17 protein-coding genes are annotated in these 21,069 nt (G+C 68.3%); 5 read left to right on the top strand and 12 right to left on the bottom strand.

From position 1 onward, the window contains the following. Positions 1-47 precede the first annotated feature (47 nt). On the bottom strand, positions 48-401 hold the full coding sequence (locus tag AMK34_RS36720) for a DUF3499 domain-containing protein (RefSeq protein ID WP_073848429.1): 354 nt from the start codon (positions 399-401) through the stop codon (positions 48-50). 116 nt (positions 402-517) lie between these two features. Between AMK34_RS36720 and AMK34_RS36725 the strand changes: the two genes are divergently transcribed. Next, complete coding sequence (locus tag AMK34_RS36725) at positions 518-949, top strand: metallopeptidase family protein (RefSeq protein WP_005150818.1); 432 nt, start codon at positions 518-520, stop codon at positions 947-949. Positions 950-1,474: 525 nt separating this feature from the next. Here the strand turns inward: AMK34_RS36725 and AMK34_RS36730 are convergent. Both AMK34_RS36730 and AMK34_RS36735 read right to left on the bottom strand, forming a co-directional pair. Further along, positions 1,475-4,741: a glycosyltransferase family 2 protein gene (locus tag AMK34_RS36730; RefSeq protein WP_073848392.1), complete on the bottom strand. Its 3,267-nt coding sequence runs from the start codon at positions 4,739-4,741 to the stop codon at positions 1,475-1,477. 132 nt (positions 4,742-4,873) lie between these two features. Then, positions 4,874-5,257, bottom strand: coding sequence for a WhiB family transcriptional regulator (locus AMK34_RS36735; protein WP_007028952.1), 384 nt, complete (start codon positions 5,255-5,257; stop codon positions 4,874-4,876). A gap of 171 nt (positions 5,258-5,428) precedes the next feature. Between AMK34_RS36735 and AMK34_RS36740 the strand changes: the two genes are divergently transcribed. Continuing rightward, positions 5,429-6,190 (top strand): site-2 protease family protein, encoded by a 762-nt coding sequence (locus AMK34_RS36740; protein ID WP_038508544.1) that lies wholly within the window; start codon positions 5,429-5,431, stop codon positions 6,188-6,190. On the opposite strand, the gene AMK34_RS36745 is transcribed toward AMK34_RS36740, so the two are convergent. The 3 genes from AMK34_RS36745 to mshB are packed head-to-tail and all read right to left on the bottom strand — an operon-like array spanning position 6,174 to position 8,228. After that, the gene (locus tag AMK34_RS36745; protein WP_063277765.1) at positions 6,174-6,980 is read right to left on the bottom strand and encodes a hypothetical protein; all 807 of its coding nucleotides are present in this window, start codon (positions 6,978-6,980) and stop codon (positions 6,174-6,176) included. The two genes, AMK34_RS36740 and AMK34_RS36745, sit on opposite strands and share 17 nt — an antisense overlap. Beyond that, positions 6,973-7,389 (bottom strand): hypothetical protein, encoded by a 417-nt coding sequence (locus AMK34_RS36750; RefSeq protein WP_038508539.1) that lies wholly within the window; start codon positions 7,387-7,389, stop codon positions 6,973-6,975. Before AMK34_RS36750 ends, AMK34_RS36745 begins: the two co-directional genes overlap by 8 nt. After that, a complete protein-coding gene (gene mshB, locus AMK34_RS36755) occupies positions 7,386-8,228 on the bottom strand; it encodes an N-acetyl-1-D-myo-inositol-2-amino-2-deoxy-alpha-D-glucopyranoside deacetylase (RefSeq protein WP_073848393.1) in 843 nt (280 codons plus the stop codon). The genes AMK34_RS36750 and mshB overlap by 4 nt, the downstream gene beginning before the upstream one ends. Positions 8,229-8,386: 158 nt before the next feature. On the opposite strand from mshB, the gene AMK34_RS36760 reads away from it, so the two are divergent. Next, a complete protein-coding gene (locus AMK34_RS36760; protein WP_051972342.1) occupies positions 8,387-10,168 on the top strand; it encodes an ABC transporter ATP-binding protein in 1,782 nt (593 codons plus the stop codon). Between the two features lie 263 nt (positions 10,169-10,431). Here the strand turns inward: AMK34_RS36760 and AMK34_RS36765 are convergent, their stop codons facing one another. The 5 genes from AMK34_RS36765 to typA all read right to left on the bottom strand — a co-directional run bounded on the left by AMK34_RS36765 (position 10,432) and on the right by typA (position 19,102). Further along, a complete protein-coding gene (locus AMK34_RS36765) occupies positions 10,432-11,364 on the bottom strand; it encodes an ABC transporter permease (protein WP_143202720.1) in 933 nt (310 codons plus the stop codon). Beyond that, on the bottom strand, positions 11,357-12,373 hold the full coding sequence (locus AMK34_RS36770) for an ABC transporter permease (protein ID WP_037342474.1): 1,017 nt from the start codon (positions 12,371-12,373) through the stop codon (positions 11,357-11,359). The genes AMK34_RS36765 and AMK34_RS36770 overlap by 8 nt, the downstream gene beginning before the upstream one ends. A 183-nt stretch (positions 12,374-12,556) precedes the next feature. Then, positions 12,557-14,362, bottom strand: a complete 1,806-nt coding sequence (locus tag AMK34_RS36775; RefSeq protein WP_038508528.1) for an ABC transporter family substrate-binding protein — start codon at positions 14,360-14,362, stop codon at positions 12,557-12,559. Positions 14,363-14,649: 287 nt separating this feature from the next. Further along, positions 14,650-16,359: an ABC transporter family substrate-binding protein gene (locus tag AMK34_RS36780; protein ID WP_073848394.1), complete on the bottom strand. Its 1,710-nt coding sequence runs from the start codon at positions 16,357-16,359 to the stop codon at positions 14,650-14,652. A gap of 820 nt (positions 16,360-17,179) precedes the next feature. Beyond that, complete coding sequence (gene typA, locus AMK34_RS36785; protein ID WP_038508522.1) at positions 17,180-19,102, bottom strand: translational GTPase TypA; 1,923 nt, start codon at positions 19,100-19,102, stop codon at positions 17,180-17,182. A 195-nt stretch (positions 19,103-19,297) separates the two neighbouring features. Between typA and AMK34_RS43310 the strand changes: the two genes are divergently transcribed. After that, on the top strand, positions 19,298-19,456 hold the full coding sequence (locus AMK34_RS43310; protein WP_007028942.1) for a hypothetical protein: 159 nt from the start codon (positions 19,298-19,300) through the stop codon (positions 19,454-19,456). A 7-nt stretch (positions 19,457-19,463) separates the two neighbouring features. Here the strand turns inward: AMK34_RS43310 and AMK34_RS36790 are convergent, their stop codons facing one another. Next, positions 19,464-19,763, bottom strand: a complete 300-nt coding sequence (locus tag AMK34_RS36790; RefSeq protein WP_037340953.1) for a YciI family protein — start codon at positions 19,761-19,763, stop codon at positions 19,464-19,466. A 278-nt stretch (positions 19,764-20,041) separates the two neighbouring features. On the opposite strand from AMK34_RS36790, the gene trpS reads away from it, so the two are divergent. Beyond that, the gene (gene trpS, locus AMK34_RS36795; RefSeq protein ID WP_073848395.1) at positions 20,042-21,007 is read left to right on the top strand and encodes a tryptophan--tRNA ligase; all 966 of its coding nucleotides are present in this window, start codon (positions 20,042-20,044) and stop codon (positions 21,005-21,007) included. Positions 21,008-21,069 lie beyond the last annotated feature (62 nt).

The raw sequence follows: 21,069 nt of genomic DNA on the forward strand, positions 1-21,069 counted from the left end.
TACAACGCCCTCTGGCGCGCTCGAAAGCCTACCGGCGAGCCCTCGCGTCAGGCGCGGCCGGGCAGGACGCGCAGGTGGCCGCGCCTGCCCGAGGGTCCCTCGGGTTCGGGCTCGGGTGCGGGCTTGTCGGAGCGGCCTGCTTCGCGCACGGCCTCGGCCAGCGCGGTCAGCTCGTCGGCGGAGGGATCCGGGGCGGCGAAGGCGCCTTCGTGCCGGACGACTTCCCAGCCCTTGGGCACGGTCAGCCGGAGGGCGTGGGCCTCGCAGAGGTCATAGGAGTGCGGCTCGCTCGCGGTGGCCAACGGGCCCACCACGGCCGTCGAATCGCTGTAGGCATACGTGAGCGTGGCGACAGCGGGTTCGAGACAACCCGTTCGCGAACACTTTCGTACGCTCCGCACGATCGAGAACGATAGCGCGTCACGAGCCCGGCGTACCGGCGACACGCGCTTTGAATCGCCGAGCGCGTACCCTTCGGTTCGTGGCGACGGCTCGTGATTCCCGACAGCGACGGCGGATGCGACGGGACCGGCACGGCCGGGGCCTGCGCGGAGCGCTGTATCCGTCGACCCTTCCCGCCGCCGCTAGCAGGGCGGAAAGGTTCGACGCGCTGGTTTTGGACGCGCTCGAACCGATCGAAGCGCGGTGGCGGCACGAGCTGACGAAGCTCGACGTCGCCGTCGACGACGTTCCCGAAGTTCGCTCGGATGGCGCACCGGCCGGAGTCGACGGCGTGCTGCACGACGGCGCCGTCCCGCTCTCGCGGCTCGTACCGGCCGGCGTCGACCGCGCCGGCCTCCCGACGCGCGCCCGCATCGTCCTCTACCGGCGCCCCCTCGAAGCCCGCGCGAAGGACCCCGGCGAACTCGCGGAACTCGTCCACGACGTCCTCGTGGAACAGGTGGCGGGCTACCTGGGCGTCGAACCCGACGTCATCGAAGGCGACTAACCCCTCTCCGCACCCCTCCACTCCGTACCCAGCCCCCGCCCTTCCCCGGGGGGCGTCCCCAGCCCAGCGTATCGCGAGGTACCGACGGGACCTGCGGAAACGACGTCGGAGGGCGAAGTTGTCCACAAGGGGAAGGGGCTGTGGACAACTCAAGGGACGCTAGGTCCGGGTGGGGTTCGACGGTTCCCAATGTCGCATTTGGGTCGCTCAGCGTCTCAAATGCGACATTGGGAACCGCTGAGCCCTTGCCCTCCCAGATCGTGTGCGAAAGCCACTTTCAGGACATCTGACGCCCCGAAAGTGGCTTTCGCGACACCTCTCGATGCGGCACAGGTCCTATGAGGGCTGAAGGGGCCCTTCACCGCATGCCATGCAGCGAAGGGAGCTTTCACCACGTCACATGCGACGAAAGGCCCCCAAAGCGAACCCCGGAGTCGCCCCCAATGTGGCATTGGGGTCACCGAGCGTCCCCAATGCCACATTGGGGGCACCCCGCCGCAGGGAAGGGGGCCTTCAGGACCAAGCTCAAGAAGCCGAGGGACGCCGCCGCGTGGGAACAGCCGTCAGCAGCGTGAACAGCACCGCCGCCACCTGCGCCAGCAGCAGCAGATTCCGCGTCGTCCCCTGATGCTCCACCACGACCTCCGAAGGCGTGGCCGGCACCGAGACCGCCACCTGGTGCCCCCAAGCCCGCACGATCGGCACGGCCTTCCCGTCCACGCTCGCCTGCCAGCCCGCCTCGAACTCCGCGGCCAGCACGAGCAGCCGCCCGGTCGGGCCTTCCGAGACGCGCACCCGCACGTCCGGCAGCCCGGCCTGCACCGGCGCGACGCCGGGTGAAGCCCCCGGCGCGCCCTTCCCGGTCACGGCGGCCTGCGCCAGTTCCGGCGAGATCAGCGCCACCTGCCCACCGGCGGGCAGCAGCCGCAGCACCGGACGCCCGTCCGAGGTCGGCGCGGCTAAAACCACGAGGTCTCGCGCGAGTTCGACGAAAGCGCCGCCGTCGGCACCGCTCGGCAACACCACATACGAGACACCCGACGCCAGAGCCGCCGCGAAGGCCTGCTTCACCGCATCCGGTGAGCCTTGCAGGAGGTCCCGGCGCCACGAAGCCAGCCGGTCTGCGCTCCCCGGCGTCGGCGCGAACTCGTCGTCGCCGAAACTCGGCAACCGACCGCCGGTCTGCCGGGCGACGTCACCGATCACCAGCACCGAGCGGCCACTCGCAGCCAGTTCCGCCGAGATCTCCGGCGCCAGCGAGGGACGCTCGCCCGCCCGCAGAGGCCCTTCCCGCCCGGCGACGACCGCGCCGGTCGCCAGCGCCAGCAGCACGAGCACCCCGGCCACGGCCGTGACCTTCGCCAGCCACGGCGCGGGCTCGACCCCGGATCCACCCCGCTGCCAGGTCGCCAGCACCGTCCACAACAGACCCGCGCCGATCACCAGCAGCGGCACCCCGGCGTACCCGGTCGCGTGCGCGCCGCCCGACATCGGCGTCACCGCCACGAACCGCACCGCGGCGAGCCCGAGCGCGCCCAGCACGACGACCGCCACACCGGCGCCCGCGCTCTTCGTCGGCCGCACCACCAGCGCGACGATCGCGGCCGCGACCAGCGCCACCCCGATCGGCCAAGCGCCGGGGCCGCCCGGGTCCAGCCCGGCGAGATCGGCGCCGGACGCGGCCGTGGCGCCACCGCCGAGCCCGTGCAGCAGCAGTTCCGGATGCCGCAGCAGCACACTCGGCCACGGCAGCAACAACGCCAGCGGCAGGAAGACCACGATGCCGACCGACGCGATCCGCCGCGCGAGCCCGGTCGGCGAAGGCAGCACCACGAACCCGATCACCAGCCCGACCAACGCCAGCGCGTGCGCCAGCGGGGAGAAGGCGCCGATCAGCGCCAGCCCGATCGCGCTCAGCGCGGAAACGTGCAGCCAGCGCGAGTCCGCGCGGACCAGCAGCCCCACGATCCCCGCGATCACCAAAGGCAGCAGCAGATGCACGACGACGACGTCGAGCCGTCCCTGCGCGACCGAAGCCGTGGCCGCGGGAAGCACGCCGTACGCAGCCGCCGCGACGGCGCGCACCCAGCGACGCACGCGAAGGTGCCGAGTGGCCACGTACGCGCTCAGGGCGGCGAGCGGGATGTCGCCGATCAGCAGGATCGCGACGAGCGCCGCGGGACCGCCGATCGGTGTGAAGATCGCGCCGATCGTGCCCAGCACCGGCAGCGTCGCGGGTGCGGGGCTCGCCGTCCCGCCGGCGATCGCGTGCCACGGCGCGAGATAGGACGACCAGATCTCGCCGAGCCCGCCGACCGGCAGCAGTTTCCCGCCGAAGAGATCGAGCCCGAGCCGGGATCCGTTGACCACGAACGCGAGCGCCGTCAGCACGACGAGCACGATCACCGGCGGGGCGAACACGGTCGCGCCGAGTACCCGCTTCCGGTCGACCTCGACGAAGACGAGTTCCGGTTCCTGCCCGCCGTCCCGCGGCACCGGCGACGGCTTCGGCCCCTCGGTCGCGGGCTTTTCGGGAACCGCGACCGCGACGACCGCGCTGGGCCGCCGAAGGCCCGTGCCGCGCGAGCCGACACCGCGCATCGCCCCCGCGGGAAGCGCGCCGGGACCGACCGGACGATCTTGCCCGGCCTTCAACGCCTCCGGCGGGATCCAGGCGCCTTCCTGATCCACGCCCTCCGGCACCGTCCCGAGGGCGAAATCCCGTTCCACACCACGCCGTACGAGGCCGACGACACCGGCGCGCACGGCGTTGCGCACCCGCGTCATCCGTCCGGTGAACAGACCGCCGACCTTGCCGGGCCGACCGGTCTTCCGGCGTTCCGCGCGGGCGGCGCGCAGTCCGGCGCGACCACGCAGCAGGTGCCAGGCGGCCGCGAGTTCCGCGCTCGCCTCGCCGGTGCGCCGCAGCAGCAGGAACGCGAGCGCCCGCAGCACCGCGAAGACCGGAATTCGAAAAAGGCCGAACCAAAAGGACAGTGGCGGGCAATTGACGAGGAACACCCGGAGCCCGTGCGCGCGGTTCGCCGTCGCGAGGGAAAGGCCGAGTGCGTCCGGTTCGCGCTGCCCGGTGCTGAGCGCGCGGGCGTGCCGCAGCCGGGCCGACGGCACCGAAAGCACGCGGCCGCCCGCGGCGTTGGCCCGCCAGCCGAAGTCGAGATCCTCGCGCAGCAACGGAAAGCCGGGGTCGTAGCCACCGAGCTCGTGCCAGACTTCCCGGCGCACCAGTGATCCCGCGCTCGGCACGGCGAGTACGGCGGTGTCGTTCTCATCCGGTGAGATCTGCTGCCGATGGCCGATGGCGTCGGTCGACAGGCCGGCTTCGACGATCAGGCGCGGGTCGCTCCAGTCGACCGCGAGCGGGCCGAGCACGGTCGCCGCGGGCTCGTTTTCGGCCGCTGCCAACAGGTTCTCGAGACAGCCGGGTTCCGGCGCGCAGTCGTCGTGCAGCAGCCAGAGCCAACCGCCGGGGTCTCCCCAGCGTTCGACGGCGTGCTCGACGGCCTCGCCGACGGCGGCACCGAAGCCGACTTCACCGGAAAGTGTGAGAATCCCGTCCAAGACCGGCGCATCGCCGTCGGCCGCCGCGTCGGCGAGGATCTTCGCGGTCCCGTCGGCGGATCCGGTGTCGACGGCGAGCACGTGCCGCGGCCGGACACCGCTGCGCCGCAGCGCGGAAAGCGCCAGTGGCAACCAGTTCTCGCCGTTGTGACAGACCACAATGGCCAGAACGGGGGCCGTGCGCGGCACAGATGACGCGGCAGTGCGAGACAACGGGCACTCCAGATGTGGCGGCGAAGTCGAGTGCCGCCACCCTACGACGCGACCCTGTCACCCGTTGGTGGCCCCACTATATGGAAGCGAACGGAAGCGATCTCCGGCGCACGAGGCCTCCGGAGATCGCCGTCACACAGCTCGCTTTTTCAGTTTCCTACGCTCACGTTCGGAGAGCCCGCCCCAAATACCGAACCGCTCGTCATGCGCGAGGGCGTACTCGAGGCACTCGTCCTTGACCTCGCAACCGAGGCAGATCCGCTTGGCTTCACGGGTGGAGCCGCCCTTCTCGGGGAAGAACGCCTCCGGGTCCGTCTGCGCGCAGAGGGCCCGTTCCTGCCAGTCCTGCTCTTCCGCGGAGGCATCGTCGAAAAGCTCGGTGAGATCGCCCAGTTGCTGCTCCGGGACCTCACCCCAACCCACGACTTGCCCCCATTCCCTTCCATCTGCTTCCAACCGCACGTCCGCCTCCTCGCTGTCCACGCACTCCCCAGGCTGGCGGTGTTGAAACACCATCCGCCGCCCCCTTCCAGCGACGAATGACATCACTGTGATTACACCCGTGTAGTGCGGTCAGGTCAAGCGGAGTAGCGAGTTCGGGGGATACTCACGCCTCATCGCGCAAGGGGACACGCCGACAACTTCACATCGGGCATACGGAAGACTGGAGGGGTGCAGAGATCAGCAGTGCGGCCAAGCCCGATCTTCCTCGGCATCCTCGCGGTCACCGTCCTGGGCGGTGTGCTGGCGGCTTTCGGTGACACGACGACGATTTCCAGCCAGAAGTACGACCCGCTCATCATCATCGGCGTCGTCCTGCTCGTCGCGGGCGGCTGGGTCGCGTCACTGACGTTGCACGAGTTCGGTCACGCGATCGTGGCGTTCCGCGGCGGCGACCACAGCGTCGCCCACAAGGGTTACCTGTCCATGGACGTCCGGAAATACACGGATCCGGCACTGTCCATCATCCTGCCGTTGGTATTCCTCTTCATCGGCGGCATCCCGCTGCCGGGTGGCGCGGTGTGGATCGAACACGGGCGCCTGCGGTCGCGCGGGGTCCAGTCGTGGGTGTCGCTCGCCGGCCCGCTGAGCAACCTCGGCGTCGGCGTCCTGCTGACCCTCGTCGTCGCGCTCGTGCCGATGTCGTCCGGTCTCGTGATCGGGCTTTCGTTCCTGGCGCTGCTTCAGATCGTCACGTTCATCCTGAACATCCTGCCGATCCCCGGCCTCGACGGCTGGGGCGCGATCGAGCCGTATCTCTCGCCCGGCGCGCGGGAATTCGGCGCGAAGGCCCGGCCGTGGGCGCCGATCGCGTTGTTCGCCGTGCTGTTCCTCGTGGACGGTGCGAGCAGGCTCCTGTGGCAGGGGTCCTTCGCGATCTTCGACGCCGTCGGCGGGTTCAAGCTCGCGGCCATGTACGGCCAGGACGCGTTCATGTTCTGGAAGTGAGCTCGCCGTCCGGGTGTTCGGTGAACCATTCGTGCGCCCGCTTCCAGACGCGTTTGAGGCCGGACCGCTCGCCGAGGTAGTCGCCCGCCATGCCGACCACCGGCAGCTTCCCGAGCGCACGGTGGAAAAGGCGGCCGCGGGGCCGCTTCTCCAGTTCTTCGACGATGCCCAGCAGTCCCCGGCCGAGCCGCCAGAGCGTGCCCGCGGCGGCCTTCAAGGTGATCTTGCCGTGCTTCTTCTTCGCGTCGTCGAGTTCTTCGGTGAGCTTCGCCGCTTCGTCGTCTTCGGCGGCCTTGTCGTGTTCGGCGTGTTTGCCCGCCGCGATCACCGGATCGATGTCGCGTTCGAAAAGGACCCACGCGATCAGCCGGACGCGGGCGCCGACGTCGGTCACGCCGTACTCCCCCGCGATCGCGCACAGCAGCACCCCCTGTGCCGCCGAGCCGAGCGCGTCCTGCACGGGCAGCCGGTCGGCGAGCGCGCCGCCGAGGCCGGGGATCGCGGTGATCAGCGCGGTGAACCGGCCGACCCGGTTCACCCACCAGTCGGTACGCTGGTAGTTCGACATCTCGGCCCACGCCGCGGTGCCGGGCACCTTGACCGACGTGATCCCGTTGAGCAGCTTGTCCTTCAGCCCGGGTTCGACGCCGTCCAGATCCTCGTGACGACGGCCCCTGGCCTGCAGCCCGAACGGATCCGCGTCCCGCAGCGCGTCGACCATCGGCCCGCAGGCGCGGACGAACGGCCGCAGCACCGCCACGACCTGGCGGTCCGAAATCGCTTCACCCACCGCTGACTCCCTTCGCGACCTTCGACGCGGTGCCCAGGCCTCCGCCCAGCGCCAGCGCTCCCGGCAGCGCCCCGCCGCCGATCAGCAGCAGCGCCCGCCAGTCCTGTATCAGCACCAGATCACCGCCGGGGCCCGCCATGCCCATCCCGAGTACGACGAGTACCCAGACGAGCAGCGGAATCACCGAAAAGGTGGGCCGGACCACTTTGGCGGTCGTCCGCACCAGCAGCGGGGTCGTGATCACCGCGAGCACCGCGGTCACCGGGACGGGCGCGTCCCCGAGCTTCGGCAGCACGATCCCGTCGAGACGGAGCGGCAGGAAGAACAGTTCGAGCAGGCCGAGCAGGAACGCGTCGAAGGTCAGCAGGGCGAGCAGCAGCCGCTGCCGTGACGTGAGCGGCGTGCTCACTTCGCGAGTCCTCCGAACAGATCGGCCGCGGCGCCTTCGGCGGGCCCGTGGGCGAGCACGAAGTACTCGTCCGGGGTGATCGGCTGCGCGACGTCGTTGCTCAGCGCGAAGTGGTCGGCGAGATGCGGCGGGGCGGGCACGCTGACCTGGGTCTCGTGGGCCCGCAATGCGGCCGCCTTCGCCGGGATGTGCGCGGCGACGTCCAGGACGGTCGTGATGGTCTCGTCCGGTGTCACAGGCAGTTCGCCGTCCTCCGGCACCCGGAACGACGACCGTCCGCGCAGCGCGGCGAGCCCAGCCGTGACGGCGTCGCGGGAAGAAACGGTGTGGAACACCCTCTCGACCGACGCGGCTTTCGGCGCCGCGGCCATGGTGACCTCGTGCGCGCGGATGTGGTCGGGATGCCCGTAACCCCCGAAGGCGTCGTAGGTGACGACGACCTGGGGCCGGACCTCGTCGAGGATCTCGGCGAGCTGAGCGGCCTGCTCGTCGAGGGCGCCGCCGGAGAACGCGCGCGGATGGGCCGCGGACGGCGTCCCGGCCATCCCGGAATCACGCCAGCGGCCGATGCCGCCGAGATACCGGTGCCGGGTGACGCCCAGCGCCGCGCAGGCCGACGCCAGCTCGCCCGCGCGGTAGCCGCCGAGCTGATCGGAAGCCCACGAACCGAGCCCGTCGAGGGACGGCGGGATGATCTCGCCTTCCTCACCGAGAGTGCACGTGACGACGGTCACTTCGACACCTTCGGCCGCGTAACGCGCGATGGCGCCACCGGTGGTGATGCTTTCGTCGTCCGGATGGGCGTGCACCAGGAGCAATTTGGGCCGGTCGGAGATCACGGCTTGAAGACTAATTCGAACACGGCGCGCTTTCCTTTATAGGGTGTCGGGAACGGAAGCCGGAGAGGACCGACCTTAGTCGGGCGACTCTCGGTTATCCTCGCGCGAGTCACGGGCACTGCGCCGTGACCATATGTACCCCCACGAAGGGCATCTTGGTGAGCACTGAAGCAGCATCGTCGGACCTCGGCGGCGTGTCGGGTTCGGTTCTGTCCATCTCCGACCTGAGCGTCTCGTTCCCGACCGACGACGGCGTGGTCGACGCCGTCAAGGGCATCGGTTTCGACGTCAAGCCGGGTGAGATCGTCGCCGTCGTCGGCGAGTCCGGTTCCGGCAAGTCGGTGACCTCGATGTCGGTGCTCGGGCTGCTCCCGAAGACGAGCCGGATCGCCGGCGAGCTCCGCCTCGGCGAGCGCAACCTGGCCGATCTCAAGGAGAAGGACCTCCAGAAGATCCGCGGCAACCAGGTCGCGATGATCTTCCAGGAGCCGATGACCGCGCTGAACCCGGTCTACACCGTCGGCTGGCAGTTGCGCGAAGCCCTCCGCTCGCACCAGGACATCTCGAAGGAAGCCGCCGACAAGCGCGCCATCGAGCTGCTGGAGATGGTCGGCATCCCGAACCCGCCGCTGCGCTTCAAGCAGTACCCGCACCAGCTCTCGGGCGGTCTGCGCCAGCGCGTCGTCATCGCGATGGCGATCTCGTGCGACCCGAAGGTCATCATCGCCGACGAGCCGACCACCGCGCTCGACGTGACCGTGCAGGCGGAGATCCTCGGCCTGCTGCGCAAGCTGCGCGACACCCTGAACACCGCGATCGTGCTGATCACGCACGACATGGGCGTCGTCGCCGACCTCGCCGACCGCGTGGTCGTGATGTACCAGGGCAACATCGTCGAGCAGGCGCCGGTGCGCGAGCTGTTCGCGTCGCCGTCGCAGGAGTACACCCGCAAGCTGCTCGCCGCGGTGCCCGTGCTCGGCCAGCGCCCCGAGGGCCGCCGCCTGCTCGACGACGAGGGCATCTCCGCCGACAGCGACGAGGCGACGAAGATCGCCGAGGAGATCCGGCTGGAGGACTCCGAGCTCGCCGCCGTGATCGAGGAGAACGCGCCCGCGCTCGAGATCAAGAACCTCGTGCTGGAGTACCCCGGCCGCCGCGGCCAGGCGAAGAACCGCGCGGTGGACGACGTCTCGCTGAGCATCGCCAAGGGCGAGATCGTCGGCCTGGTCGGCGAATCCGGCTCCGGCAAGTCGACCGTCGGCCGCTGCGCGATCCGCCTGCTGACCCCGACCGCGGGCAGCGTGTCGATCGCGGGCAAGGACATCACGAACATGTCGAACAAGGAGCTGCGCCCGCTGCGCCGCTACTTCTCGATCGTGTTCCAGGACCCGGCGTCCACACTGGACCCGAAGATGACCATCGGCGAATCGATCGCCGAGCCGATGGTGCTGCACAAGTTCCTGCAGGGCAAGGCCCTGAACGAGCGTGTGGCGTCCCTTTTGGACAAGGTCGAGCTCGGTGGCCACTACCGCAACCGGTACCCGCACGAGCTGTCCGGTGGCCAGCGCCAGCGCGTCGCCATCGCGCGGGCGCTCTCGCTCGACCCGGCGCTGCTGATCGCGGACGAGCCGACCTCGGCGCTCGACGTGTCGGTGCAGGCCCGCGTGCTGGACCTGTTCCTGGACCTGCAGCGCTCGCTGCAGTTCGCCTGCCTGTTCATCAGCCACGACCTCGCCGTCGTCGACCTGCTGGCCGACCGCGTCGCGGTGATGCAGCACGGCAAGCTGGTCGAGGTCGGCACGCGTGACCAGGTGCTGCACTCGCCGCGCGAGGACTACACCCGTCGTCTGCTGTCGGCCGCCCCGGTCGCGGACCCGGTGCTGCAGGCCGAGCGGCGTGCGGCCTGGGAGGCGGGCAAGCTGGCCCCGGTGGCCGACTGACGCTTTCAGTACCCGAAGGCCCCCTTCACCGCGCCAGACGCGGTGAAGGGGGCCTTCGCTGTACGTGGGAGTGAGGCTCCGCCGGACAGCACCCCGGCGTCTCCGGGAAGGGCGCGTCAGCGCCCGACCGGAGACTTCACCCCGCGCGCCCTCTTTTGGGCCGGAGGCCCACGGAAACGCGATGAAGGGGCGCCTCCCGCCCAACCTGAGGTTGAAACGGATCGGCGCCCCTTCGGCGCGTTTGCGTCAGCGCGCGGAGAAGATCACGCCTTCATCTTGCGCTGGCGCGGGTCGAAAGCGTCCCGCAGGCCGTCACCGATGAAGTTGATCGTCAGCGAGATCAGCACCAGCACGATGAACGGGCCGAAGAACAGCGCCGGCCGCGCCTGCAGCTGTGCGTAGTTCTCGAGGATGACGCGGCCGAGCGAAGTGTCCGGCAGCTGCACCCCGAGCCCGATGAAGGACAGGGCCGCCTCGATCAGCACGGCCTGCGCGATCGCGAGGGTCGCGTTGACCGTGATGAGGCCGACCATGTTCGGCACCAGGTGCTTGAACACGATGTGGAACGTCCCGGCACCGGACGCGCGGGCGGCGTCCACGAACTCGCGCTGGGACAGCGACATCGACTCCGCCCTGGCGATACGGGCGATCGGCATCCAGCCGAAGGCCGCCAGCACCATCGCGACGATGTACCAGGTACCGCCACCGAACACCTTCGCCAGGATGGCGGCGGCGGCGATCTGCGGGACGATCAGGAACAGGTCCGTCACACGGGAGATCGCCGAGTCGGTGAAGCCGCGCAGATACCCCGCCATGGCACCGAAAACGGTGCCGATGGTGGTGGCGACGAGCGACACGATGAGCGCGATCAGCAGCGAGTACTGGGTGCCGCGCAGGATCTGCGACACCATTTCCTTGCCGACCTGCGTCGTCCCGAGCGGATACTCCGCGCTGGGCTTGGCGAAGGACGGGAAGGAGCTGTCCTCGTAGCTGTGCGGCCAGAAGATCGGCATGATGATGACGGTCAGCACGAGCAACAGCAGGACGCCGGTGCAGATCATGGCCAGCTTGTGCCGCAGGAACTTGCGCAGGACCAGCTTGCCCTGACTCTGGGGCTCGGGCAGCGCCTCTTCCGGGAGCGTGCCGTCGGCGGACTTGGAGCCTTCCGCCGCGATAAGGGAGTTCAAGTCAGCCAACGCGAATCCTCGGGTCCAGGATGCCGTACATCAGGTCGGCGATCAGGTTGGCGATGATGATGCTGCTGGCGATGAGTACCAGCCACCCCATCATCACCTGCGTATCGCTCTTGGTCACGGCTTCGACGAGCAGCTTGCCCATGCCATTCCAGTTGAACACCGTCTCGGTGATGATCGCGCCCGAGAGCACGGCACCGAAGTTGACGGAGAACAGCGTGGTCACCGGGATGAGCGCGTTACGGAAGGCGTGGCGGAAGATGACCCGGCCGTTGGCGAGTCCCTTCGCACGCGCGGTCCGCACGTAGTCCGCGTTCAGCGTCTCCAGCATCGAAGCGCGCTGGAACCGGCTGTAGGCGGCGAAGCTGATGGCCATGATGGACAGTGTCGGCAACAGATAGGCGCCGACGTAACTGGCCAGGAATCCGCCTGGACCGTCGAAATTCAGCGATTCCGGACTCGTGGTGCGGATCCAGGGATTGCCGAGCACGTCGGACAGTCCCAGGTCACGCACCCAGCCGTTGAACTCGATCGCGTACCGCTTGAGCACGATGGCGACACAGAAGATCGGCATCGAGAACAGCAGGAAGGCCAGCGTGGTGGCGATGTAGTCGATGATCGAGTACTGCTTGACCGCCGCGACCACACCGACGAGGACGCCGAGGATGAGCGCGAGGATCTCGGCTCCGACCACGAGCTTCAAGGTGACCTCGAACGCGGCCATGACCTTCGGGAACACCGGGGCCTGCGCGTTGCCCTGTGCGATGGACACGCCCCAGTCGCCGGTGACGAAGTTGCCGAGCCATGTGAAGTACCGGGGCACGATGCTCTGGTCCAGCCCGAGCTGCGAGGCCATCTGCGCGATGGCTTCCTTGCTCATCGCCGGGTTGCTCTTCATCTCGGCGAGCGGGTCACCGGTGCCGGCGACCATGACGAAACACAGGAAAGTCCCGACCAACAGGACGGGAATCGATATCGCCAGACGGCGAAGAATGTAGATCACCAGGTTCAACGAACTGCTCCTCATCCGGGCCTGGTCGCCGAAGTGCTGGACCGCTGCCCGGTTGTCCACCGTAGTGGCGGTAACCCTACGGTCAACAGCTACTTCCGGCGGGTACGGGGGCCCGGCTTGTGGCCGGACCCCCGTACCACCAGGATCGCGTAAGCGAGTGGTGAAAAAGCGGGGCGGAAGGCCCTACTTCTTCTGCTCCCACTCACCGACGTTCCACAGGACACCGTTGTACGACTGCATGTAAGTGCGGTCGATGCCCTTGAACGCCCACATGGACGGGGTCTGGAACAGCGGCAGCGTCGCGTACTCGTCCGCGATCGCCTGGTCGGCCTTCTGGTAGTTCTCCAGCTGCACGGCCTCGTCGGTGGCCTTCACGGCCGCCTCGAAGGACGAGTCGATCGTCGGGTTCGACAGGCCCTGGTAGTTCTGGCTGCTGTCGTCGACACGGGTGATGTAGATCGACTTCTGCTCGGCCTTGAACGGAGCGGCGGACCAGCCGAAGAGCGCGGCGTCGTAGTCGCTGGCCGCGAGACGGCCACCCTTCAGGAAGTTGGCGTCCTGGTCGTCCGTGATCTCGATACCGGCGGCCTTGGCCTGCGAGATGATGATCTCGACGGTCTGCTGACGGCGGGTGTTCTGGTTGTGCGAGATCTTGAACGACGCGCGCTGGCCGCCCTTGGCGAAGATACCGTCGCCACCCTTGACCCAGCCGGCGTCGGTCAGCGTCTTGGCCGCGGCCTCGGCGCCCAGACCGGCCTTGCTGCTGTACAGGTCCTTGAAGCCCTGCTCGCCCGGCATGAACACGATGCTGTTCAGCGGGGTCGCGTCGGCCTGGACCTCCTTGAGGAGCTTGTCGGTGATCTCCTGGCGGTTGACGACCTCGAAGAACGCCTTGCGCAGGGCCTTGTCCTTGAACATACGACCGTAGTTGAGGTCGATGTGCTCGAAGGTCAGCTGCGAGGCCGAACCGTAGGTCACACCCTGGGCGGAAAGGCCCTTCATGGTGTTGGCCGCGGTGGCGTCGGGCTGGGTCGAAGCGGCGACGTCGATCTCACCGTTCTGCAGCGCGGTCGCCATGGCCTTGGTGTCCTCCATCGCCTTCACGACGATCTTGGAGGGGCCACCCTTGCCACCGATCCAGTTCGGGTTCTTCTCGAGCGTGACGGCCTTCTGGTTGGCGTCGAACGCGGTGATCTTGTACGGGCCCGAAGCCGGCATGACGTCGGCCTTGAAGCCCTTGAAGCCGTTGGTCCAGAAGTCACCGGCCTTCGCCAGCTGAGCGGCGTCGCTGGTCGGGGTCAGCTTGGTGATGTCCGCGACGCCCGAGTTCTTCTCGACGATGTGCGCGGGCATGATCGCGGTCGAGTTGAACAGACCCTTGTAGTCCAGGTACGGCTCGGTGTACTTGGTCTCGAAGGTCAGGTCGTCCTTACAGGTCGCCTCGTTGATCAGCTGGTAGCCGGTCGTCGAAGCGGCGAGGAAGGCCTGCTTGCCGTCGGAGGTCTTCGCCTTGCCGGAGTGCGCCAGCCACGACAGGTACATGTCGTCGCAGTCGAACGCCTCGTTGTCCGACCACTTGACGTTCGGCTTGATCTTGTAGACGACGGTCTGCGGCGCCTTGGAGGTGACCTCCCAGGAGTCGAACACGTCGTTGTTCAGCAGCACCTTGTTGTTGCCGTCGAGCACGTCGGCACCGGCGAGCACGGCGGTCAGGATGTAGGTGTTGTACGACGTGTTGGTGTCGGGCGTGTCGTTGTTGTAGCCCGAGTACCCGTCGTCGATGCCCACCGTGACGGTGCCTTCGTAGCCCTTGGTGTCCGCGAGCTTGAAGTTCTCACCGTTCTGCGCCTTGCCGGTCGCCATGCTCTTGATATCGGTCGACGACCCGTTCGGGTCGGTACTGCCGCTGTCGCCACCGCTGCATGCGCTCAGCACAAGCGCGGAGGCCGCGACGAGCGACCAGGCGGAGACTGCCTTGGACTTCCTCATGAAGTGTGCCCTCCTAGCACTGGGCTCCTGAGATCGGAACAGGACCCCACACCGCTCCGGTGAGATGGCCCGGAGCCTATGACACGCCAAGCGACACTCATTTGGCGCACTGCGGGTGCACGCTAGAAAGGAAATGCACGAACAGTCACCAGTTCCGGGGCGATCGTGACCAAAGGGTAACTTGCGGCCGACATCGAGAAATACATCGGTTACCTTGAGGAATCAGTCCGCCACTCGAACGTGCCGGGAAAGGTCACCCTCCAGGGTCGGACTCGGACTCGAAACGGCTACTTCGGACCCCTCGTCCAGTTCACCGCCGACCCGAAAGGGCCCACCATAGGAGGACCTGCGGTTACTCCGGAAATACCAGAGCCGATGGCGAGGGTATCGGCCAGCTGGAACAACGGAATGGCAACATTCCGACGCCACAATTCCGGTTCGAGGGCCGAAAGCGCGTCCGCGGCCGGGGTGGTGCCGGTCAGCGCGGCGTCGATCGACGGCTGCAGGGCCGGATCGCAGAAGCCCAGCGGGTTCGCCGGGACGACGGCCTTGGTCTTGTCGGCGAGCTGATCGGGGCGGCAGCCGAAGCTCGACGCCAGCGCCGAAGCGACGTCCGCACCACCGGTGACCTGGCCGATCACCGCGATGTCGATGCCGACGTTGCCCGCACCCTCCGGCGTCGTCTGCTGGATCCCGTTGAGCACCGGCATGGCGAGCAGCGTCGAGAACAGCTCCCTCGGCTGCGGCGCGATCGCGTTGACCTCGATTCCCGCCGCCACCAGCTGGGCCGTCAGTTCCTTGGCGATCGTCGCGTACGGCTCCTTCTTGGCGGGCGACGCGACGACCAGCGAAAGGTTCTTCCCGTTCTTCCGCCAGGTTCCGGCTTCCTTGGTGTATCCGGCGGATTTGAGCAGTTCCTCGCCCTTGACCGGGTCGGCGGCCGACGGCGGGCCGGGGGCCGGGATCGTCGGCTGGAAACCGGGGGCCGACGGGACGCGGACCTGGGCGTCGGCGCGGAGCTTGTCCGACGGGCCTCCGTCGGCCGCCTCGGTGATCAGCTTTCCGCGGTCGATCAGCGCGGTGACCCCTTCGCGCACCTTGGGATCCGACAGCGTCGGACTCACCGGCCGCAGGAGGATCTGCGCGACCGTGGGGCGCGCGACCGTGTGCAGCTGGACGGCGGAGCCGAGTTCGCCGAGCCGTTTGAGGCCGATGCCGTCGGTCATGGTCATCGCGAACTGGTCGTTGCCGCTGCGCAGGGCGGCCAGTGTGCCCTCCTGATCGGCCGCACGGAGCACGATCCGGTCGAGGGCGGAGGGTTTCTCCCAATAGCGCTCGTTGCGCTCCAGGGTGACCTCTCCGCGCGCGGTGTCGAGCCCCTTGATCGAGTACGGGCCGCCGACGGCCGGGAACGCTGTCGCCAGCGCGCCTTGCCACCCGTTCGGGGCGTCCTTGAGCAGATGGGCGGGCAGGAGATTGTCGAAGAGCGTCTGCCAGCCCGGATACGGCTTGGAGAAGGTGACCTCGACCCGCTTGCCGCCTTCGCGCGACTGGATGTCCGAGATCAGCCGGTAGCCGGCGGCGCCGATGACACCGGGCTGATCGCGCATCGCCTCGCGGAGGTACGCGAAGTCCTCGGCGGCGATCGGCGCGCTGTCGGACCAGGAGGCGTCCGGGCGGATCGTGTACGCGACCGTGAACGGCTGCTGCGAGACGACCTCGGCGGACTTCATCAGGTTCTTGTCCAGCTCGAAGCTGCCGTCGTCCTTGGGGCGGAACACCGACGGGAGCAGCAGCTGCGAGAGCGCCGACGTCACCTGGGACGCGTCGGCGAGGTTGTGGGGGTTGTAGCCGCCGAGGACGTCGTCGACACCCACGACGACCTGCGAAGGCGTCTTCGTGGTCGACGTGCTCACCGGAGAGGCTGAAGAGCTGACCACGGGCGGGGGCGGGGTGTTGCTGCAGGCGGCGAGGAGCACCGCCGCGCACGCCAGCATGGGTGCCGCTGTGGTCCGTGACCGCACGCCTGGATCCTCCTGGTTTGTCCCTCGCCCCGTCGCCATAGAGCTATCACGCCGGACATGGCCTCGGCAGCGAGATTCCCATATCGGCCCGGCCGTCGCCCGACCGGATGCCGTCCTCCCCCGGTGGACGTCCGGGAGCCCCTCGGGGTTCCTGCCGCGCCGAGGCTTTTCGGCGGCACCGGAACGCGATACTCCGGCAATCGGTTCCGCAAACCCGGAACATTCCGGAACGGCCGCCGGAATGTTCGCCACCGCACGATTCATGGCCGCAACGATCGCGATCGCGAGTCCTATCCGGACGCGTTTAGGAACTTTTGTTTCACGGCGGTCCGGATCCGCATTCGGCGAACCGGCGCGAGCGGCCGCCCCGCCGTCGTTGCGCCGCGTCCGTTCCGGTGTTGTGAACACCGTCCGAAAAGGAGGATCGGCTTTCCCCGAAATTGTACGGAAAGGACCTTTCTTTAACGAAGAACGCTCGACCGAATACGGTGCGTGACCGCATTCGGGGCCGGAAACGGCGAAGGGCGCCTACTCACGGTGAGTGAGCAGGCGCCCTCGGCGTTGGGACGGCACGCGTGATCAGACGGACGACACGCGTGATCGAGTGGACGACACGCGTGTCCAGCCGGACGCCCTCGCGGCCCAGGCCGCGGCGTGAGCGGAGGCGTGACTCGCGTGATCAGGGACGTGACTCACGTGATCGAAGGCCGCACTCGGGTGTTCCGCCTCTGATCACGCGAGTTCCGGCTTCGATCACGTGAGTGCGGTCTCGCCACCCACCTGGCCGGTCGGCTCAGCCGCGGTTCTTCATCTTGTTGCGCTCCTTGGCGCGCTGGTTGACGTCCAGCGTGACCTTGCGGATCCGGACGACGTCGGGGGCGACCTCGACGCACTCGTCGACGGAGCAGAACTCCAGCGCCTCTTCCAGACCCATCTTGCGCGGGCGGGCCAGCGTCTCCATCACGTCGGCGGAGGACTGACGCATGTTCGTCAGCTTCTTCTCCTTGGTGATGTTGATGTCGAGGTCCTCGGCGCGCGGGTTCTCCCCGACGACCATGCCCTCGTACACCTCGGCGCCGGGCTCGACGAAGAAGGTGCCGCGGTCGGCCAGCTGGATCATCGCGTACGCGGTGATCGGGCCGGAGCGGTCGGCGACCAGCGAACCGGAGTGACGGGTGCGGATCTCCCCCGCCCACGGGAAGTAGCCCTCGAACACGTGGTTCGCGATACCGGTGCCGCGGGTCTCGGTGAGGAAGTCGGTGCGGAAGCCGATCAGGCCACGCGCCGGGAGGACGTAGTCGAGCTTGATGCGGCCGGTGCCGTGCCCGCCCATGTGCTCCATGCGACCCTTGCGGGCGGCGAGGAGCTGGGTGATGCCGCCGAGGTGCTCCTCCGGGGCGTCGATCGACAGGCGCTCGAACGGTTCGTGCAGCTTGCCGTCGATCGTCTTGGTGACCACCTGCGGCTTGCCGACGGTCAGCTCGAAGCCCTCACGGCGCATCTGCTCGACGAGGATGGCCAGCGCCAGCTCGCCACGGCCCTGGACCTCCCAGGTGTCGGGGCGCTCGGTCGGCAGCACCTTGATGCTGACGTTACCGATGAGCTCCTGGTCCAGCCGCGCCTTCACCAGCCGCGCGGTGACCTTGTCGCCGCCGCTGCGGCCGGCCAGCGGCGAGGTGTTGACGCCGATGGTCATCGAGATGGCCGGCTCGTCGACGGCGATCCGGGGCAGCGCCTCGGGGTTCTCGACGTCGGCCAGCGTGTCGCCGATGGTGATGTCCGGGATACCGGCGATCGCGACCAGTTCGCCCGCGCTGGCCTCGGTCGCCGGGACGCGGGTGAGCGCCTCGGTGACGAGCAGTTCGGAGATCCGGACGTTCTGGATGCTGCCGTCCTCGCGCATCCAGGCCACGGTCTGGCCCTTGCGCAGGTTGCCGGAGTGGATGCGGATCAGCGCGATACGGCCGAGGAAGTTCGACGCGTCGAGGTTGGTGACCAACGCGCGCAGCGGGCCTTCCTTGTCCGCGAAGGGCGGCGGCACGTGGCGCAGCAGGGTCTCGAACAGCGGGTCGAGGTTCTCGCTCTCGGGCACGGCGCCGTCGGCGGGCTGCTCGAGGCTCGCCTTGCCGGACCGGGCGGAGGCGAAGACGACCGGGAGGTCGAGGATCGCGTCGAGATCGGCGTCCTCGATGTCACCGGCCAGGTCGAGCAGGAGGTCGTGGGTCTCTTCGACGACCTCGGAGATCCGCGCGTCGGGCCGGTCGGTCTTGTTGACGACCAGGATCACCGGCAGGCCGGCCTCGAGGGTCTTGCGGAGCACGAACCGGGTCTGCGGGAGCGGGCCCTCGCTGGCGTCGACCAGCAGGACGACACCGTCCACCATGGCCAGTCCGCGCTCGACCTCGCCGCCGAAGTCCGCGTGGCCGGGGGTGTCGATGACGTTGATGGTCACCGGGCCGTTCTCGGTCTCGCGGTGGATGGAGGTGTTCTTCGCGAGGATGGTGATGCCCTTTTCCCGCTCGAGCTCCCCGGAGTCCATCACGCGGTCGACGAGTTCGGCGCGTTCCTCGAAGGCGCCGGACTGCCGGAGCATGGCGTCGACGAGGGTCGTCTTGCCGTGGTCGACGTGTGCGACGATGGCGACGTTGCGCAGGTCGGGCCGGGTCTTGCCGGACGAGCGGCCGGCATCGACTGCGGTGGCGCTGGCTGCGGGCACGCGAAGGCTCCAAAGGTTTCAAGTTCGGGTGTGGTGCCCGCGCTCGCGCGTTCGAGACACGCCTGGCCGACTTTGGCCATACGCGGACCACACCAGGATACCTGTAGCCCGACTGTGAGCAGCCCCACGCCCCCAGATCGGTTAGGCTCACCTAACGTGTAGAGGTCGCCGACACCGGTCGGAGAAGGAGCGCGCGTGGGCAAGAAACTACCCGACGACCCGCACAAGCTCGTGCGCAAATGGATGAAGTCCGGCAAGGTCAAGAAGAAATGCTGCCGGTCGAAGTCGCGGTGCGGCAAATGCCCCGTTCTCGCACTGAAAAAGGCGAAAACGAAGATCGCGAAGGCCGCTTAGAAGATCGTCAGTGCACCACCGCCTCGTTGATGGCCCGCAGTTCCGGCGCGGTGCGGGTCGGCGAGAACTCGATCACCTCGTAGGTAGCCATGTGCTTGATCGAGAAGGGGTCGGTCGCGAGGATCGCGTCCAGCTTTCCCCTGGCCATGGGCTTGGTGATGATGACGCCGCCGATGCGCGGGTTGCGCCTGCCGGAGGCGAGGAAATTGCCGTGTTCGTACTGTTTGGTCAGCCAGTCGGCGTGATCAGGGAGCACGTAGTCGATTTCTTCGATGGGCGCGGTGTAGGTCAGCAGGACGACAAACATGAGTTGAAGGTAGACCCGGATCTCCAATATGACGGACGTACTGGCCGGGCTGATATGAAGTGTTGACGCGCAATGCCCGGAATGAGTGATCTGCCCTTCCTTTTCGGGCTGCGGTACCATCGTCGGCATGCGCGCGCAGAACGCCCAGTGGTGGCCGCCCTCCGGCGGCCCCGCAGTCCTGCGCTGAACCAGACGAGCGCACCACCAGGCCGCCCCACCGGGCGGCCTTTTTCGTGCCCGGACCCTGGGGCGGCCCGAATCCGGAAGGAAGAAGGCAGATGATCAGGTTGTCCGGGATCACCCCGTCCGGCCACGTCCACGTCGGGAACCACCTGGGGGCCATCCGGCGCTGGGCCGACGAGGGCGGGCCGGACGACCTGTACTTCGTCTCCGACCTGCACGCCATGACGAACGCGCACAATCCGGCGAAACTGCGCTCGATGGCGTCGGAGCAGCTGGCCGTGCTGATCGCGGCCGGGATCGAACCTGATCGCGTGTTCGTGCAGTCCGACATAGCCCGCGAGCTGGGCGCCCTCAACTGGGTCCTCGAGTGCACCTGCAACTACGGCGAGGCCGCCAGGATGATCCAGTTCAAGGAGAAGTCGAAGGGCCGCGCCGGGGTCCGGCTCTCCCTGCTGACCTATCCGGTGCTGATGGCGGCCGACATCCTGCTGCAGGGCGCGGACGAGGTCCCGGTCGGCGAGGACCAGCGGCAGCACGTCGAGCTGGCGAGAACGCTGGCGAAGCGGTTCAACACCACCTACGGCGACGTGTTCACCATGCCGAAGGCGGTGCTGCCGCCCGCCGGCGCGCGGGTCATGGATCTGGCCGAGCCGACGCGGAAGATGTCGAAGTCGACGAAGGAAGAGGCCGGGGTGATCTTCGTCCTCGACGAGCCCGACCAGGTCCGTCGGAAGGTCAAGCGCGCGAAGACCGACGGCGGGTCGAAGCCCGCCTACGCGCCGGATACGCGTCCGGGGATGGCGAACCTGCTGGACATCCTCGCGGCGTGTACCCGCGAGAAGCCCGAGGTCCTCGCGGACCGCTTCGACTCCTACGGCCAGGTGAAGGAGGCCGTCGCCGAGGCGCTCATCGAGGAGCTGCGGCCGGTCCGGGAACGCGCGTTGGCGCTGCTGACCGACCCCGGTGAGCTGGAGCGGGTGCGCAAGGCGGGTGCCATCCGGGCCGCGGCACGGGGTGAGCACCGGCTGCAGTCGGCGCTGCGGCTCATCGGCGCCGGCTGAAGTTCCGTGAAGGCCTCCTTGAGGGACTCTGGGTCCCTCAAGGAGGCCTAATGGGTTGTGTT

The organism is Amycolatopsis sp. CB00013 (assembly GCF_001905755.1).
Classification (GTDB): domain Bacteria; phylum Actinomycetota; class Actinomycetes; order Mycobacteriales; family Pseudonocardiaceae; genus Amycolatopsis; species Amycolatopsis japonica.

Bases quoted from the DNA above. Each gene is read 5' to 3' on its own strand.
- AMK34_RS36725 (WP_005150818.1), top strand. From the start codon at position 518: ATGCGACGGGACCGGCACGGCCGGGGCCTGCGCGGAGCGCTGTATCCG.
- AMK34_RS36735 (WP_007028952.1), bottom strand. From the start codon at position 5,257: ATGGTGTTTCAACACCGCCAGCCTGGGGAGTGCGTGGACAGCGAGGAG.
- AMK34_RS36775 (WP_038508528.1), bottom strand. From the start codon at position 14,362: ATGAGGAAGTCCAAGGCAGTCTCCGCCTGGTCGCTCGTCGCGGCCTCC.
- AMK34_RS36790 (WP_037340953.1), bottom strand. From the start codon at position 19,763: ATGTTTGTCGTCCTGCTGACCTACACCGCGCCCATCGAAGAAATCGAC.
- AMK34_RS36780 (WP_073848394.1), bottom strand. From the start codon at position 16,359: ATGCTGGCGTGCGCGGCGGTGCTCCTCGCCGCCTGCAGCAACACCCCG.
- trpS (WP_073848395.1), top strand. From the start codon at position 20,042: ATGATCAGGTTGTCCGGGATCACCCCGTCCGGCCACGTCCACGTCGGG.